The organism is Streptococcus caballi DSM 19004 (assembly GCF_000379985.1).
In the GTDB taxonomy this organism is placed as follows: domain Bacteria; phylum Bacillota; class Bacilli; order Lactobacillales; family Streptococcaceae; genus Streptococcus; species Streptococcus caballi.
In genome coordinates, this window is record NZ_KB904066.1 from 22021 (window position 1) to 38055 (window position 16035).

Annotated in this window: 14 protein-coding genes and 1 pseudogene; 8 read left to right on the top strand and 7 right to left on the bottom strand. The window is 41.4% G+C overall.

All coding sequences use genetic code 11. The annotated features are described in order from the left end of the window. Positions 1 to 76 precede the first annotated feature (76 nt). The 3 genes from A3GS_RS0102725 (at position 77) to A3GS_RS0102735 (ending at position 2464) form a co-directional block, all read left to right on the top strand. Positions 77 to 832, top strand: coding sequence for a CppA family protein (locus tag A3GS_RS0102725; protein WP_018363889.1), 756 nt, complete (start codon positions 77 to 79; stop codon positions 830 to 832). Continuing rightward, positions 829 to 1752 (top strand): serine hydrolase domain-containing protein, encoded by a 924-nt coding sequence (locus A3GS_RS0102730; RefSeq protein WP_018363890.1) that lies wholly within the window; start codon positions 829 to 831, stop codon positions 1750 to 1752. Before A3GS_RS0102725 ends, A3GS_RS0102730 begins: the two co-directional genes overlap by 4 nt. Before the next feature lie 97 nt (positions 1753 to 1849). Next, positions 1850 to 2464 carry a DUF1269 domain-containing protein gene (locus tag A3GS_RS0102735; protein ID WP_018363891.1) on the top strand — a complete coding sequence of 205 codons (615 nt, stop codon included), beginning with the start codon at positions 1850 to 1852 and terminating at the stop codon, positions 2462 to 2464. Between the two features lie 51 nt (positions 2465 to 2515). On the opposite strand, the gene A3GS_RS0102740 is transcribed toward A3GS_RS0102735, so the two are convergent. Both A3GS_RS0102740 and pflB read right to left on the bottom strand, forming a co-directional pair. Next, positions 2516 to 2953: a GNAT family N-acetyltransferase gene (locus A3GS_RS0102740; protein WP_018363892.1), complete on the bottom strand. Its 438-nt coding sequence runs from the start codon at positions 2951 to 2953 to the stop codon at positions 2516 to 2518. Between the two features lie 68 nt (positions 2954 to 3021). Further along, positions 3022 to 5355 carry a formate C-acetyltransferase gene (gene pflB / locus A3GS_RS0102745; protein ID WP_018363893.1) on the bottom strand — a complete coding sequence of 778 codons (2334 nt, stop codon included), beginning with the start codon at positions 5353 to 5355 and terminating at the stop codon, positions 3022 to 3024. Positions 5356 to 5573: 218 nt separating this feature from the next. On the opposite strand from pflB, the gene dinB reads away from it, so the two are divergent. Then, positions 5574 to 6668, top strand: coding sequence for a DNA polymerase IV (gene dinB, locus A3GS_RS0102750; protein ID WP_018363894.1), 1095 nt, complete (start codon positions 5574 to 5576; stop codon positions 6666 to 6668). A 37-nt stretch (positions 6669 to 6705) separates the two neighbouring features. Here dinB and A3GS_RS0102755 read toward each other — a convergent pair whose 3' ends face one another. The 4 genes and pseudogenes from A3GS_RS0102755 to rnhC form a co-directional block, all read right to left on the bottom strand. After that, positions 6706 to 7170: a hypothetical protein gene (locus A3GS_RS0102755; protein ID WP_018363895.1), complete on the bottom strand. Its 465-nt coding sequence runs from the start codon at positions 7168 to 7170 to the stop codon at positions 6706 to 6708. A gap of 316 nt (positions 7171 to 7486) precedes the next feature. After that, positions 7487 to 9727: pseudogene (gene recD2 / locus A3GS_RS0102760) on the bottom strand (SF1B family DNA helicase RecD2); the annotation flags it as partial. A gap of 173 nt (positions 9728 to 9900) precedes the next feature. Continuing rightward, entirely contained in the window at positions 9901 to 10494 is a 594-nt protein-coding gene (gene lepB, locus A3GS_RS12635) for a signal peptidase I (RefSeq protein WP_018363897.1), read from the bottom strand. A 9-nt stretch (positions 10495 to 10503) separates the two neighbouring features. Continuing rightward, entirely contained in the window at positions 10504 to 11397 is an 894-nt protein-coding gene (gene rnhC / locus A3GS_RS12640; protein WP_018363898.1) for a ribonuclease HIII, read from the bottom strand. Positions 11398 to 11548: 151 nt separating this feature from the next. On the opposite strand from rnhC, the gene A3GS_RS0102775 reads away from it, so the two are divergent. The 3 genes from A3GS_RS0102775 to A3GS_RS0102785 are packed head-to-tail and all read left to right on the top strand — an operon-like array spanning position 11549 to position 14785. Then, entirely contained in the window at positions 11549 to 11857 is a 309-nt protein-coding gene (locus A3GS_RS0102775) for a hypothetical protein (protein WP_018363899.1), read from the top strand. Between the two features lie 2 nt (positions 11858 to 11859). Further along, the gene (locus A3GS_RS0102780; RefSeq protein WP_018363900.1) at positions 11860 to 12408 is read left to right on the top strand and encodes a CvpA family protein; all 549 of its coding nucleotides are present in this window, start codon (positions 11860 to 11862) and stop codon (positions 12406 to 12408) included. A 40-nt stretch (positions 12409 to 12448) separates the two neighbouring features. Further along, positions 12449 to 14785, top strand: a complete 2337-nt coding sequence (locus A3GS_RS0102785; RefSeq protein ID WP_018363901.1) for an endonuclease MutS2 — start codon at positions 12449 to 12451, stop codon at positions 14783 to 14785. Between the two features lie 52 nt (positions 14786 to 14837). Here A3GS_RS0102785 and A3GS_RS0102790 read toward each other — a convergent pair whose 3' ends face one another. Continuing rightward, the gene (locus A3GS_RS0102790) at positions 14838 to 15455 is read right to left on the bottom strand and encodes a DUF975 family protein (RefSeq protein ID WP_018363902.1); all 618 of its coding nucleotides are present in this window, start codon (positions 15453 to 15455) and stop codon (positions 14838 to 14840) included. A 194-nt stretch (positions 15456 to 15649) separates the two neighbouring features. Between A3GS_RS0102790 and trxA the strand changes: the two genes are divergently transcribed. Then, a complete protein-coding gene (trxA, locus tag A3GS_RS0102795; RefSeq protein WP_018363903.1) occupies positions 15650 to 15967 on the top strand; it encodes a thioredoxin in 318 nt (105 codons plus the stop codon). Positions 15968 to 16035: the final 68 nt, after the last annotated feature.

Here is a 16035-nt window from a genome sequence, read left to right on the forward strand (position 1 = left end):
TAAAAGAACACAAAGATTCTTGTCAAAATTCTTAAATTTGTCTACAATAAAGTAGATTAGTTTCTAGGAGGACAATATGACATTATTAGACGGCATTACATTTAAAGCTCCTGTGCTGCGTGTTAACAATCGTAGTCGCAGTATTGATTTTTACAAGAAGTCCCTCGGCTTTACCTTATTGAGCGAAGAGAACGCTTTGGCTATTTTTACGGCGTGTGATAATAGGGACAGACGTTTTACCATTGAAGAATCCCCTTCAACTCGTACACGTGCAGCAGAGGGGGCTAAAAAATTGGATAAAATTATTGTCAAGGCTGCTAAGGCTAGTGACATTGAAGCCCTACTGGCTAATGGTGCTGTTACACATCAGGTTTTTAAAGGGAAAAATGGCTACGCTTTTGAGACGATTTCGCCAGAAGGAGACCATTTTATCCTTCACGCCGAAGATAAGTTAGCTGACCTATCTATTGTTGATCGTCCTGTTTTACCAGCCCAGCCAGAATTCAAAGGATTGTCGGATTATAGCTTTGAGGAAATTTGCCTTAACGTATTGAGCAAGGACAAATCAGAAACCTTTTATCGCAATGTTTTTGATGGGGAGTTTCCACTCAAAATGAGTTTCGTTGAGACACAGGGCCCTGATTTGCAAGTGGAACCAAGTACGACCTGGGATATTGAAATTCTGGAATGTCAAATGCCTGTCGAATATGATCTAGGAGCACTCAAGTCTAATTTGGAAGGAAAGGGCTACGATGATATCTATCTTGATGCCAAGCAAAAAGTTCTAGTCATCTCAGATCCAAGCAATATTGAAATCTGGTTTATCAAATGATTCAAGCTATTTTAGAATATATCAATCAGCAAATTGAGGATAATTTGTACAGGGGAGCCAGCGTGGCTCTTTTTCATAATGGTCAGTGGGAGGAACACTACATCGGTAGCATTGATGGGGAAAATCCAGTTCATGAAGGTCTAGTCTACGATCTAGCATCGGTTTCCAAGGTAGTTGGTGTAGGCACACTGATTATTTTTTGGCTTAATAGCGGAGCTTTGAAGTTAGATGAACCCTTGGTGACCTATTATCCTGATTTTCATGATGGAACAGTGACACTGCGCCAGCTCCTAACTCACACCAGTGGTATTGACCCTTATATCCCAAATCGCAATGAAATGGATGCCTACCAGCTCAAAATGGCCATCAATCAAATTCGTGTTACGGATGACAAGTCTTTTAAGTACACCGATATTAACTTTCTTTTGCTGGGCTTTATGTTGGAAAGACTCTCAGGCAAGAATTTGGATGCCTTGCTTACAGAGGAAATTTTTAAACCTCTGGGTCTAATTGAAACGACTTTTGGACCTGTTCCTAATGCAGTACCAACTATTCGTGGCGTTACAGATGGGCTGGTTCATGATCCAAAGGCCAAGGTCTTGGGGCAACATGCTGGTTCAGCTGGTCTCTTTTCGACCTTGAGAGACTTAGAGCGCTTTAGTATGCATTATTTAGAGGATGATTTTGCACAATATCTCTGGCAAAATTATTCTCAAGGAGAAAAGACACGTTCGATCGCTTGGAATCTGGAAGGAAACTGGATAGAGCATACAGGATACACAGGCCCATTTATCATGATTAACCTCAAGGAACAAAAAGCAGCGATTTTTCTGACTAATCGCACCTATGATTATGATGATAGACCTCTTTGGATTGCTAAGAGACAGGAATTGCGTCAAATCATAGCTAAATCTCTATAATTAGGATGGAAGCTTATTTTCTACGCTGAAACCGCTTTATTTAAGATTTTTGAGTTTCAAAGTGCTATAATGAAAGCAGATGAAGGGGGGATGTTCTATGGAAAATGTTCTACTTGTCCTATTTGATGTGGAAAGCGAAGCCTATCAAGCTTTCTCTGAACTCAAGTCTTTCAAACAAAACGAAAAGACGCAAATTGCTCAAATTGCTCTAGTCAAAAATGAGTCTGGTAATGTGGTCATCAAGGATTCTATTGATTTCGATGATGCAACGCACGATTACGCTACTATTGGAGGTATTGTGGGTGGCCTGCTGGGAATCATCAGCGGTCCAATTGGTGTCATTCTGGGTTATGGTATCGGAACTCTGGCAGGAGCTGCAAGTGGTAGCTTTACGGATTCAACTGATAATACGCTGATTGAAGATGTAGCTAAGAAATTGCTTGATGGTGAAGTGGGTGTTCTGGCACTGGTTCATGAAGATGATGAAAACGTCCTCAATCATGTCTTTGCACCATTTAAAACTAACATTATGCGTTGGAATGCTATTTCAGTTGGACAAGAAGTTGAGCTAGCTGGGCAGGTCCAAGACGAACTCTATGATAAGGTCCAAGAAGATTTAAGCGCACGGCGTTTGGAACATTTGAAAGAACAAGGCAGTGACGTTGCGGATGCTATCAAAGCGACCTTTGCCCGCTTAGGTAAGAAGAAATAATAAAAATCCTTAAAACATCTTCCAAGTTGGATTTTGTTTTAAGGATTTTTACTAGAGTTCTTTTTTCATAGTGATATGTTCAATTCCCGCCTCGGTAAACTGCTGACCTACTGGCCTAAAGCTAAGTTTTTGATAGAAAGCAAAGGCTGATAGTTGAGCATGAAGTTCTATGGTTTTAAAACCTTGTTTTTGACAGAAATTGACTACCTCTTCTAAAAGAAGTGCTCCTAAATGCTGCCCGCGATAATCTGACAACACCGCCATACGTTGAAGGGTGGCTTTTGTATGACCTGCATTTGGTAAAATGCGGCATGTGGCAGCTGCTTTGTCATTATCATCATAAAGAACAAAATGCAGACAGAGAGCTTCGTTTTTATCAATCTCGATATGACGAGGAACGCCTTGTTCCTGAACGAAGACCTTCTGGCGAATCCGAACGGCGTCAAGGTAGGTATCTGATAGTGTGTTTCGTGTTTGTTTGATTTGCATAAGTCCATTTTAAGCAGAAGAAAAGATCCTGTCAACTGACAAGATCTTTTTAAGTGTTAGCCCACTAATTAAGCTTTTTGACCTGAGAGAGCTTCAGCGGCATCATCCATTGAAAGTACTTCGTGAAAGACACGTTGAGTCAATTCAGTTTTTTGTTCTTTAGTAAGGTATTTAGTGTTTACGCAGTATCCAGAGATACGAACGATAACATCTTCACCGCTCATGATTTTGTCATAGACATCTTTAAGGTCCATAACATTCAAGTTAACGTGTTGTCCACCGTTTTCGAAGTAGCCATCAAGGATGGTTACCAAGTTATCAACTTGTTCGTCGAATGTTTTACCAAGCGCACGTGGAGAAACTTGAGTTGTGAGTGAGATACCATCTGCCGCATAGGCAAAGTCAAGACTAGCAAGTGAATTCAAGTTTTGTAACCAACCACCACGGGCTTTGTTAGATGGGTTAGCACCTGGTGAGAAGAATTCAAGTTTAGAAAGGTTTACAGTACCGTCTTCGTTGAGGTAGACACCTTTGTGAACTGGAGAGTTACCAGTTTGTTTAGAGTAAGCAACGTTTGAAGTAATGGTAAGAAGTGATACAGTAGCTTCAGCGTTCTTGTAAAGCTTGTGGCTGCGAAGGCGAGTAGTGTAGGCTTCAATCAACCATTCTGCCAATTCGTTTGAACGAGGGTCATCTTCACCCCAACGTGGGTATTCACCAGTTGTTTCATAATCGTAGATGTAGCCATTTTCGTCACGAATTGGTTTAACAGTAGCATATTTAATAGCTGACAGAGTATCAACAGTGTTTGCGAAGCCACAGATACCGAATCCCATGTTAGCACGTTGTTTAGTTGGCAAAAAGGCCATTTGAACAGCTTCGTAGTTGTACTTATCAGTCATGTAGTGGATGATGTTAAGGGCGTCTACATAAGTTGAAGTCAACCAGTCAAGAGATTTTTCAAAGTTAGCTTTGACAGTATCAAAGTCAAGCACTTCATCGCGGACAGGTTCGATGTCAAATACTTTGTAGTCTTTATGAACATCGTCGTAACCACCGTTAAGACCTGTAAGAAGAGCTTTGAGGACGTTTACACGAGCACCGAAGTACTGGATGTTATGACGTTGTTCTTCGTTTTCTGGGTCAAGTGGTGATACACAACATGAGATACATGACATTTCACCATAACCGTCTTTAGCCATTGTTGTCACACCTTCGTATTGGATAGAAGAGTGTTTGTGTGACATCTTCATACAGTAACGACGGAATGAGTAAGGCAGTTTGTCAGTCCAAAGAACTGTCAAGTTTGGTTCTGGAGCATTACCGATGTTATCAAGAGTGTTCAAGAAACGGTAGTCCATTTTAGTAACACGGTGACGTCCGTCAGCTCCCATACCCGCCATAGAAGTTGTGATGAAGGTCGGGTCACCTGAGTAGAGTTCGTCATAAGCTTTAGTACGTGCAAACTTAACGGTACGAAGCTTCATAACAAAGTCATCTACAAATTCTTGGATTTCACTTTCAGTGAATGTTCCACGAGCAAGGTCACGTTCTGCAAAGATATCAAGAACGATTGGCACACGTCCAAGAGAAGTAGCAGCACCATTGACAACACGACAGACAGCCATGAAAGCAATGTTAACCCATTGGATAGCTTCTTTAACGTTCATAGCAGGTTTGCGAACATCAACCCCGTAAAGGTCACCCAATTTAACAACTTCACCGAGTGCTTGGTACTGAAGGTTAACTTCTTCACGAAGACGAATTGATTCTTCATCAATTTCAGTGATAGCGTTCCAGTCGTTTACTTTTTCTTGCATGAGGTAGTCAGCACCATACAAAGCAAGACGAGCATAAACACCGATGATACGACCACGTGAGTAAGCATCTGGAAGACCAGTTACCGTATGAGCGTGACGTGCACGACGAATGTTTGAAGTATAGGCACGGAAGATACCATCATTAACTGTTGTCACATATTTTGTGAAAATGTCATGAACAGCTGGATCTGGTTCATAACCATGTTCCTTCAAAGCAGTTTCAGCCATACGGATACCACCTTTTGGCATGAAGTTCAATTTGAAGAGTTCATCGTTTTGAATACCAAAAATTAATTCGTTTTCTTTGTCAATGTAACCAGCAGGGATATCAGCGATTGAAGTTGGGCGTGTATCCATTGGGAAACGTCCTGCTTCTTCGTAGCCAGCCTTAGTTTCTTCTACAATTTTTTTAATTTTAAGTGAACGTTCAGTAACGCCAGCTAAGAAACTTTCATCACCATCATAAGGTGTGTAGTTAGCTTGAACAAAGCGCGCTACGCTTGCTTTTTCTTTCCAGTCGGTTCCTTTGAAGCCTTCCCAAGCTTTTTCGAAAACATCTGTGTTAGTTTTTACAGTTGCCATTTATTTGTTCTCCTTAAATCTAGTAACAACACATCTGTTACATTTACAAGTATAGTTTATCATACAGGAAGCGTTTTCTAAAGTGAAAAACTTTAATCTATATCATATTCTTTTATAATACAGATTCTAAAAAATAACTTAACTGTATTATAAATAATAGAAACTCTGCATTTGGCAGAAAATAAGAGAAAGGGTATAATAGTTGGAAAGGAGGCAATATGTTAATTTTTCCCCTTTTAAATGATACTAGTCGGAAAATCATCCATATTGACATGGATGCCTTTTTTGCATCAGTGGAGGAACGGAACAATCCTAATCTGGTTGGGAAGCCAGTTATTATTGGCTCAGATCCTAGAAAAACAGGCGGTCGTGGTGTAGTTTCTACCTGTAATTATGAGGCTAGAAAGTTTGGTGTTCATTCGGCTATGTCTTCTAAAGAAGCCTATGAACGATGTCCGCAAGCCATTTTTATTTCAGGTAATTATGCCAAGTACCGCGAGGTAGGTTATCAGATTAGGGAAATTTTCAAACGCTACACAGACTTGGTTGAACCCATGTCCATTGATGAAGCTTACCTTGATGTGACTGAAAATAAACTAGGTATCAAGTCAGCTGTTAAGATAGCTAAACTCATTCAGCACGATATTTGGCAGGAAGTTCACTTGACCTGTTCAGCAGGAGTTTCCTATAATAAATTTCTAGCTAAGTTGGCTTCGGATTTTGAAAAACCACGAGGCTTAACTCTAGTTTTACCTGAAGATGCGCAAGCCTTTTTGGAAAAACTTCCTATTGAAAAATTTCATGGAGTTGGTAAGAAGTCTGTGGAACGTTTACACGAGATGGGCGTTTACATAGGTGCTGATTTATTAACTATTTCTGAGACGACTCTGATTGATGCCTTCGGTCGTTTTGGTTTTGATTTATACCGCAAGGCTAGGGGTATTTCCAATTCGCCAGTCAAAAATAATCGCATTCGTAAATCTATCGGTAGCGAGAGAACCTATGCCAAACTGCTCTATGATGACAGCGACATTAAAGCAGAAATTTCAAATAATGCCAGACGGGTGGCGACTACTTTAGGAAAAAATCAGAAGGTTGGGAAAATTGTTGTTATCAAGGTTCGCTATGCTGATTTTTCTACGCTAACTAAGCGAATGACGCTAGACAAGGCGACTGCTGACTTTGATAAGATTGATCAAGTAGCTAAAACTATTTTTGACAGTTTGGAGGAAAGAGCTTCTGGGATTCGGCTTCTTGGCGTTACTGTGACAGGGTTAGAAGACAAGGAGAATAGCATTCAATTAGACATCTAAAAAAGATGAACTGGGTGTTCCAATTCATCTTTTTTTGCTAATCATCATGCTCATTCAACATTTTTGCTCGTGTAAAAGCGTAGAAATTAATGGCCAAAATAGCAATTTGTATCAATAATCCGATGGCCTGAGCTTTGGCCGTCAGTAGGTTGCTAACAATATTGATCAGTGCGAGCACGGCTCCCAAGTAGAAGGGAAGATAACTAATCTCATCTTTTTTCTTTATCTTGGATAGGTTAATAAAGTTGAAAACAATGATAAGAATGCTGGCAGCTAGGCTGACACAAAGTAAGAAAATTGCAAAAGGAGTGATACTTTGACGTAAGATCTCCAGCTGTTGGGAAGAATATTGAGAAGTATAGGCTTCTGAATTGATATTGGCTTTTAAGAGGAAGACACCAATGACACTCAGGACACCAAATATAGCTGTCAAGAAATAAATGACTTGTAGTAAGACGGTAAATGACCGCAGTGATTGACGAATTTTTTCATAAGATACCATAAAAATCTCCTTTGTTTATCAAAAGTTACTTCTGTACTAAAAAGATAACACAATAAGTCTATCATAATTTCTCATGAAAGAAAATAGCGTAAATCAAATGTCATCATTATTTAAAAAAAGCGTCAATATCTTCCTGCCGGATACCAATCATAGGGTCAATAAACCTGAGGTTATCTTCAGTTAGTCGGAAGTTCTCTTCTCTTCTTTCATCAGCTGTAATTTCTACTTCTGACTCATCCAAGTCCAGACAGATTTGTTCGGCGTAGAGCGATTCTTGTTTTCTTTTGCTTGTACTTGATTGTTCTTCGCTTAGACTGATTTTCTGAGTGAGCTGACTAATTGTATCCTTAGGAAGGGATGAGGTGAAGCGTTGAACAAGATAGGTTTGGCGCTTAGCTCCTTCATTTTTAACTGCATAGTCAAAGGCGGATAATTCCCCCAACATGACCAGTTTACTTTTTGAGCGGGTGATGGCTGTATAGATGAGGTTGCGTTGCAGCATGCGGCCGCTTTGGCGCGTGATAGGAAGGATAACAACTTGAAACTCACTTCCCTGAGATTTGTGAATAGACATGGCGTAAGCCAAAGTGATTTTGTTCCATTCATTGCGTGGGTAAATAACCTCTGTCCCGTCGAAAACCATGTGAATTTCATCCTGCTTGGACTCAGTGTATTTTGCTGGGATGAGGTCGGTGATATAGCCAATGTCACCGTTAAAAACATTAAGTTCGGCATCATTAACCAGATGAAGCACCTTGTCGTTCTTGCGGAAACTTAGGTCGTTAAAGGTAAACTCAAGCTGATCGGCAAGTGGATTAAGGAGGTTTTGCATGAGAAGATTGAGGTTGTTAATACCTGCCTGCCCTCGGTACATAGGAGCTAGAATTTGAATTTCCTGAGCTTCGATGCCACTTTTGAGAGCTGAGCTGACAATTTTCTCTACCATCATAGGAATGTGCTGAGCCTGTGCTTCAAAGTAGGAGCGATCAGGTTTTTTCTGAGTGAAATCAGCAGGCAACTGTCCTTGTCTCATTTGGCTGGCTAGGGTAACAATGGTTGAGTCGTCAGACTGACGGAAAATTTTGCGAAGGGCAACCTGAGGCAACTCTTCTATTTTCAAAAGATCTGCTAAAACCTGCCCCGGACCTACGGATGGTAGCTGGTCGCTATCGCCAACAATAATAACCTGAGTGTTGGAAGAGATGGCGCTAAAAAGTTGATTGGCTAGCCAGGTGTCAACCATGGAAAACTCGTCGATGATGATGAGGTCACAGTCCAAATAATCCTCAATGGTCTGATAATCATTGTCACCGTTGAGCCCCAGATGGCGATGGATTGTGGCACTTGGAAGGCCAGTCAATTCATTCATGCGTCTGGCAGCTCGTCCCGTTGGAGCAGCTAAAATGATGGGAAGATCACCCTTGTTAAGGTCAATCTTGTGGAGACTGGCATAGACTTCAATGAGCCCGTTGATAACGGTAGTTTTTCCTGTTCCAGGGCCGCCTGTTAGAATAAAGACCTTGCTGTTGAGAGCTTCTGCAATAGCACTTTTTTGTGTAGCATCATAGCTAATGTTAAATTTGTCTTCTACGGCTTTAATTGTTGCTTCTAGTTGGTCAGGTTTGTAATCGATATCCAGAGGTGTATCTAGAATGCGAGTCAGATGCTTTTTGATGCCAGCTTCGGCATGGAAAAGGGTGTTATCAAAAATCTTAGTTTCGATATTTTGCACTTTATCTTCGGCAATGAGGTTGCTCAATTCTTGAGCAACAGCTTCTGGATTGAGCTCTACTTGTCGTGAACTTTCTAGCAGGTTGATAGCGTTTTCTAGTAAATTTCTTGCTTCAAGGTAGGTGTCACCTTGTTCAACAGAAGTCTCGAAAAGGGTGTGGACAAGGGCCGCGCGAAAACGTTGCGGTGAGTCGCTTTCTACACCCAGTTGTTGAGCCAGCTGATCCGCCATCTTAAAGCCAATTCCCTGAATATCTTCAACCAGCTGATAGGGGTTTTCCTGAATAATTTCAAGACTGTCTTCCTTGTAGTGATCAAAGATTTGGAAAGCAACGCGGTTGGTCAGGCCGTACTCCGATAACTTTGCAAGAATCTGCTCGGTGCCATAATTAATTTTGAGCTTATTGATAAAGGCTTCTTTGTTGACCTTAGACAGACCAGAAATATTGTCTAGTTTGCTAGGATCCTCTAAAATGTTATCAATGGTATTGTCACCATAAAGCTGAACAATCTTTTCAGCTGTCTTTTTACCAATCCCCCTGAAATGCTCGCTAGAAAAGTATTTGACTAAACCTGACGAGGTTGGTTTAGCGCGCTCATAACGACTGACCTTGAGCTGTTCTCCGTATTTTGGGTGCTGGGTCAGCTCCCCCCAGAAAGTGTAGCGCTCCCCCTCAATAACATCAGCAATAGTACCAGTGACAATAATTTCAAAATCCTCAAAATCACTATCACTGTCCTCAATTTCCAGTAAGATAATCTTGAAGAAATTGCTGGCATTTTCAAAGATCACACGGTCAATGTTGCCTGAAAAATAGACTTCCATAGCTTCCTTTCCTTTAATTATTTAGTAAGAAAAGGCTGACCAGGGTCAACCTTTATACTGTGCTGTTATAGTCATTTAGCTTATCTTTGATTAATTCGTTTACTCGGTTTGCCTCACTCAAGTATAGCCAGGGCCTCGTTGCCTCATATTTAGAGGAAAACTAAACAACTATATTATTTAACGCTGCCGATACGAGAAAAAGGCCAGAAGCGAAAGGCGACTTGACCAACAATGGCCTTTTTCTTGAAAGTACCAACTTCACGGCTATCTTTAGAGACGATGCGGTCATCGCCTAGCAAGAAATATTCTCCCTTTGGAACGGTTACAGTGAATGTTGCCTTACCGTTAGTGTCAGTCGTAAAGGCAGTTGAGCTATCAGCCAGTTGTTGGAAAAGGGAATTGTAAGAGTAGGTTGACTGCAATTTATCTTTTTTGAATTTGGCTTGGTAATCTTTGAGGTAGTTTTCAGCTGTTTTTTTACCATTGACATAAAGTTGGTCATTTTTATAGGTGATGGTGTCGCCAGGCATACCAATAACGCGCTTGACAATGACTTTCTTACTGCCATCTTCCACCTCTGAAGCTACCACAATATCAAAACGGTCAATCTTAGCTTTGTTAAAAACAATGAGGCGTTCCTTATTAGCTAAAGTCGGATCCATTGAGTGCCCATCAACCTTGACTGCTTGCCACAAAAAGAGGCGAGATAGGAAAAAAAGAATAATGAAGAGAGAAAAGAGTCCCCATTCTTTGATAAAGTTTTTCATGTTTTATCCTCATTTCTTTAATAGCTTGATTGCCTTCTGTGTGTTGGCAAAATGCAGTTTAGCGCAGTGCTCTAAACCAGGCATACCATAAGCAGCTAAAATCTGGCTAGCGACCTTGTCTGATTTATTTCCTGCTCCGCTTGGTAGATTGTAGCCCAAATCTTGCCCCAGTTTTTCTAAATTTTCTAGAAAGAGATTGCGAGCGATGATTGAGCTGACCGCGACAGCCAAGTATTTTCCTTCAGCTTTCTCTTCAAAAGTTAAGGGATTGGAAAAATGATTTTTCTCTGTTTTCAAGTATTTTTCATAATTTTTCTGACTGGTGAAGGCATCAATGACAATCTTTTCTGGTCTCAGGCCGTCTTGCAGTAGCAGAAAAATAGCTTGATTGTGTAGGGCTACTTTAACAGAGACCGCATTGTGACGCTTACCTTGTCCAACGACCTCATTGTATTTTTTGGGGGACAGGAGTAGCGCTTTGTGGGCGATTTTTTTTTCTAAAAGCGGAGCGATTTGTCGAATTTTGAGGTCGGTAAGATTTTTGGAATCATCAACGCCAAGGCTCTTGAGAAAACTATGATGGCTAGGTTCGACATAGCTTGCCACAACAGCTAACCCTCCAAAATAAGAACCATTGCCCACCTCGTCTGATCCAATCAAAGGAAGATCTTGTCCGCTCTGTAAAACGGCTGGCTCGGGCTGGTAGCCAAATTGACTAGCCACCTGCTCAGCAGCGCTACCTTGGAAAACGAGTTTTCCTGAACGGTAAAGAAGAATAGTAACACCCTGGACCTTGGCCGCAAAGCTGACGTAAGGATTATTGTTACTGATTTGCTGGTTGGCCAGTTCAGTAATAAGTTTGTCTGTTCTGCCTTCGCCCATTTTCATGACAATCGTACTCATAGCTAATATTCTATCATAAAACCTATCAACATGCTCATTGAAAAAACGATTCTTTTCTTATCCTAGGGGTGGCAGATGTCAAACAATATATTAGAATTGTGATTTTACGAAATCTTTATTTTACGGTATAATGCTAGAAAGAGGTATTAGAATGAAAAGTAAAAATCGTTATAAATTTGTATTTGGAGAAAAGCCACTTACCTTAACGACTGACAAAGACAATCTCTTTATGGAAGAGGTTGAGCGTGTGGCACAAGAAAAGTATCAGGCTATCAAAGAAAAATTACCTGCCGCGGACGATGAAACTATTGCTATTTTAATGGCTATCAATTCTTTGTCTCTTCAATTGAGTCGAGAAATTGAGATGGAGAAGATGGAAAAAGAATTATCCCAACTCAGGTCTGTGGCCATCGTTGATATCAAGGAAAAAGTTAGCCAAGAAGAAACCAGTGAGGAATAGTTATGATCTCGCTCCTTGTTTTAGTCATTCTAGCTTGGAATTTTTACATCGGCTATAATCGCGGCATCATTTTGCAGGCTTATTATTCTCTAGCTTGCTTGATCTCGCTGGCAGTCGCTCAACACTATTATCAAGAACTGGGGCAGAAGATTACGCTCTGGCTACCCTACTCTAATCCGACAGAAGATGCGGCCATGGCCTTCTTTAAGAGTGTCAACATCTTTGAATTGGATAAGGTTTATTATGCAGGACTTGCTTTTGTTGCTGTCTACAGTGTAGTTTATCTAGTTCTTAGATTGCTGGGTATCTTCCTTCATTTTGCTCCTATTGATTTGTTGGACGATGTCAAGTTCAACTTGGTTAGTGGCGTCCTAGCCCTTTTTGTCACGCTTATCTTTCTGAGCATGATTTTCACCGTCTTAGCAACGGTCCCTATGCCAAGTGTTCAAAATCTTTTAAAGAGCAGCGGCGTGGTGGCTTTTCTCGTCAATCACTTGCCTATCTTCTCCAATCTTTTGGAGAATTGGTGGGTTATCAACATTTTGAAGTAAGGTTAAGCCTTGCTTCTTTCTTTTTGGTATAATAGATATTATGAACAACAGAATTTTAGAACAGTTAGAATTTGATAAGGTAAAGTCTCTGCTTGACACTTACCTACAAACAGAGCAGGGTCAGATGGAGCTCAATGAGCTGGGACCTATGTCTGATAAGGAAAGAATTGAAAATAGCTTTGCTGAAATTGCAGACATGGAGGCTATCTTTTTAGAAAATCATAGTTTTGGAATGGGAGCTCTGCGTGATGTGTCGGCCAGCCTGCGCCGCTTGGAGTTGTCAGCTGACCTCAATATTGTTGAAATGTTGGATTTAAAAAGGGTCCTTCAGATCTCTGTCGACATGCAGCGCTTTTATGCTAATTTGGAGAATGTAGAGTTGCCTGCTCTCAATCGTATTTTTGAAAAGATAGAATCATTTCCAAACTTGCAGGGCAGCTTACAGGCTATCAATGACGGTGGCTTTATCGAGAATTTTGCCAGCTCTGAATTGGAACGAATTCGTCGTAAGATCACTAGCAACGAGCATCAGGTTCGTCAAATTTTGCAGGACATTCTGAAAAATAAATCGGATTATCTAGCTGAACACCTCATTGCCAGCCGTAACGGCCGCAGTGTTCTTCCTGTTAAAAACACCTACCGCAATCGCTTGGCGGGAGTGGTGCATGACATTTCTGCTTCTGGTAATACAGTTTATATTGAACCTCGTGCAGTGGTTAACCTCAACGAGGACATTACTCAGCTGCAGGCTGATGAACGTCATGAGTTGACGCGGATTCTACACGAATTGTCCAATATGCTGCGTCCGCATACTGCTGCCCTGCGCAACAATTCTTGGCTGCTGGGCCATCTTGATTTTGTGCGAGCTAAGTATTTCTTCATGCGTGATTTTGGGGCCTGTCTACCAGCTATTTCAGCAGATAAGACGATTCAGCTACTTAGTGTCCGCCATCCTTTGTTGACCAATCCAGTTCCCAATGATTTGCATTTTGGACACGACTTGACAGCCATTGTTATCACAGGTCCAAATACAGGTGGTAAGACCATCATGCTAAAAACGTTGGGCTTAGCTCAGATTATGGCCCAGTCTGGCCTGCCTATTTTGGCGGATGAAGGCAGCAAGGTAACTATTTTCAACCAAATTTTTGCGGACATTGGCGATGAACAGTCCATCGAGCAGAGCTTGTCAACCTTTTCTAGCCATATGACCCATATCGTGGAGATTTTGGAAGTGGCAGACAGTGACAGTCTGGTACTCTTTGATGAGCTGGGAGCTGGAACGGATCCTCAGGAAGGTGCTAGCTTGGCTATGGCCATCCTAGATCACTTACGCCTGATGCAAATCAAGACCATGGCGACGACCCACTACCCTGAACTCAAGGCCTACGGGATTGAGACGGACTTTGTAGAAAATGCTAGCATGGAGTTTGACACGGAAACACTGAGCCCAACCTATCACTTCATGCAGGGGGTTCCCGGCCGCTCCAACGCCTTTGAAATTGCGCGTCGATTAGGTTTGGCGGAGGTCATTGTCCATGAAGCAGAGCAGATGACCAATCGTGACGGTGATGTTAATCGTATCATTGAGCAGTTAGAACATCAGACCTTGGAAACGCGTAAGCGACTTGACCACATCAAGGAAGTGGAACAAGAAAATTTCAAGTTTAACCGAGCGGTCAAGAAACTTTACAATGAATTTTCACATGAGCGTGATAAGGAAATGGATAAGGTTCGCAGTCAGGCTCGGGAAATTGTAGACACGGCTCTAGCAGAAAGTGAAGCCATTCTCAAAAACTTGCATGAAAAAGCCGAACTTAAGCCTCACGAAATCATCGAAGCCAAAGGCAAGCTCAAGAAGTTGGCGCCTCAGGTTGATTTGTCTAAAAACAAGGTGCTTAAAAAAGCCAAGAAACTTCGTGCGCCGCGCGTGGGTGATGACATCGTTGTCACAGCCTATGGTCAACATGGTACGCTAACCAGCCAATTCAAAGATGGTAAGTGGGAAGCACAGATTGGTCTGATTAAGATGACTTTGAGGGAAGATGAGTTTAGTCTGGTCAAGGTGCAGGAAGAAGCACAAAAGCCTAAGAAAAAACAAGTCAATGTTGTCAAGAAAATCAAGTCTGGCAGTGGACCACGTGCACGTCTGGATCTTCGCGGCAAACGTTATGAAGAAGCTATGCAGGAGCTGGATGGCTTTATTGACCAAGCCTTGCTCAATAATATGGCTCAAGTAGATATCATTCATGGCATTGGAACAGGTGTTATTCGTGAAGCTGTCACTAAATATCTGCGCCGTAACAAGCATGTCAAAAGCTTTGCCTATGCTCCGCAGAATGCAGGCGGGTCAGGCTGTACGATTGTAACTTTTAAATAAGCTAAAAACCCAGAAGTTATGCTTCTGGGTTTTTGTGGTATATACATCAAGGTTAGTCTACAGTTTCTTCAAGAACCTCTGCATTTTTAGTAACCAGCTGACGGTAGAATTCAGCTTTAGCTGTGCGGTAATAAACGTTCACCCAAAGGGTACCAATTCCAAATGGAACCATCCCTAGAATAAACCAGCCAAGGAAGCTGAGGTCAAAGACAAAGAGCTCAAACTTATGACCGTCCATAAGCTGACGAGATTTAGTGATAGCTTCCGTTGGTGAGATTTCCTTGCCTTGGCGCTTCAAGTCGTCAACGATATAAAATGACATCGCGTAAGAGTATGATTTGACAATGCCAGGAACAATGAGAAGAAGTGCCCACAGGAAAAGGAAGATGGATTCCAATAGCCAAGTTAAAAAGATTGGCAAGGCACGCCCTTCAGTGAAAGCTGAGAAAGCAGCAGTGAAGACATTATTATCTTTGCGATTATCAACCAAGTGAAGAAAGGCAAGACTACCACCAGCCGCAACGAGACCTTCAACAACAGTACCAACTCCAGATGTCAATAGGCCAAGGAAGATACTAACTAAGGCAACGATGAGAATAGTGAGAACACCCCAACCCCAGTTTCCAACTAACTTTTCTTTTGCGGTTTCTTTAATAGCAGCACGATTCATTAAAAAATCCTCCTAAAAATAATGACTTTAATTATAACAAAAAAAGAATTGTTTGTAAATATCGTGAAAATTCCTTATCTTCTGTGTGAATTTACAAAAAATGCTAGCGTCATCATTTTTCGTAGCAATTTCTTGTAAAAGTCCTACTTTTACCGTAAAATGAAAGCATAAACGAAAAGAAACGGAGAAATCTTATGGCACATATCGTTACTGATAAAACATTTGAAGAAGAAACAGCACAAGGACTTGTCCTTATTGACTTCTGGGCAACTTGGTGTGGTCCATGTCTCATGCAAGCGCCAATCCTTGACCAACTGGGCGAAGAATTGTCTGAGGATGACCTTAAAATCGTCAAGATTGATGTTGATGAAAACCCAGAAACAGCTCAAAAATTTGGGATCATGTCAATCCCAACCCTCATGTTCAAAAAAGATGGTCAAGTGGTTAAGCAAGTTGCAGGTGTTCACACCAAAGATCAACTTAAAGCTATCGTAGCTGATTTGAGCGCCTAAAAAGTCCTAGTAGACTAAAAGTAAACTCTCCCTTCCTACCGTTGAACTCTATGTCATCGGCGGGAGGC

Coding starts and splice junctions, on each gene's coding strand:
- dinB (WP_018363894.1), top strand. CDS start 5,574: ATGTTAATTTTTCCCCTTTTAAATGATACTAGTCGGAAAATCATCCAT.
- trxA (WP_018363903.1), top strand. CDS start 15,650: ATGGCACATATCGTTACTGATAAAACATTTGAAGAAGAAACAGCACAA.
- pflB (WP_018363893.1), bottom strand. CDS start 5,355: ATGGCAACTGTAAAAACTAACACAGATGTTTTCGAAAAAGCTTGGGAA.
- A3GS_RS0102725 (WP_018363889.1), top strand. CDS start 77: ATGACATTATTAGACGGCATTACATTTAAAGCTCCTGTGCTGCGTGTT.
- A3GS_RS0102740 (WP_018363892.1), bottom strand. CDS start 2,953: ATGCAAATCAAACAAACACGAAACACACTATCAGATACCTACCTTGAC.
- A3GS_RS0102780 (WP_018363900.1), top strand. CDS start 11,860: ATGATCTCGCTCCTTGTTTTAGTCATTCTAGCTTGGAATTTTTACATC.
- rnhC (WP_018363898.1), bottom strand. CDS start 11,397: ATGAGTACGATTGTCATGAAAATGGGCGAAGGCAGAACAGACAAACTT.
- A3GS_RS0102735 (WP_018363891.1), top strand. CDS start 1,850: ATGGAAAATGTTCTACTTGTCCTATTTGATGTGGAAAGCGAAGCCTAT.
- lepB (WP_018363897.1), bottom strand. CDS start 10,494: ATGAAAAACTTTATCAAAGAATGGGGACTCTTTTCTCTCTTCATTATT.
- A3GS_RS0102755 (WP_018363895.1), bottom strand. CDS start 7,170: ATGGTATCTTATGAAAAAATTCGTCAATCACTGCGGTCATTTACCGTC.
- A3GS_RS0102785 (WP_018363901.1), top strand. CDS start 12,449: ATGAACAACAGAATTTTAGAACAGTTAGAATTTGATAAGGTAAAGTCT.
- A3GS_RS0102790 (WP_018363902.1), bottom strand. CDS start 15,455: ATGAATCGTGCTGCTATTAAAGAAACCGCAAAAGAAAAGTTAGTTGGA.
- A3GS_RS0102775 (WP_018363899.1), top strand. CDS start 11,549: ATGAAAAGTAAAAATCGTTATAAATTTGTATTTGGAGAAAAGCCACTT.
- A3GS_RS0102730 (WP_018363890.1), top strand. CDS start 829: ATGATTCAAGCTATTTTAGAATATATCAATCAGCAAATTGAGGATAAT.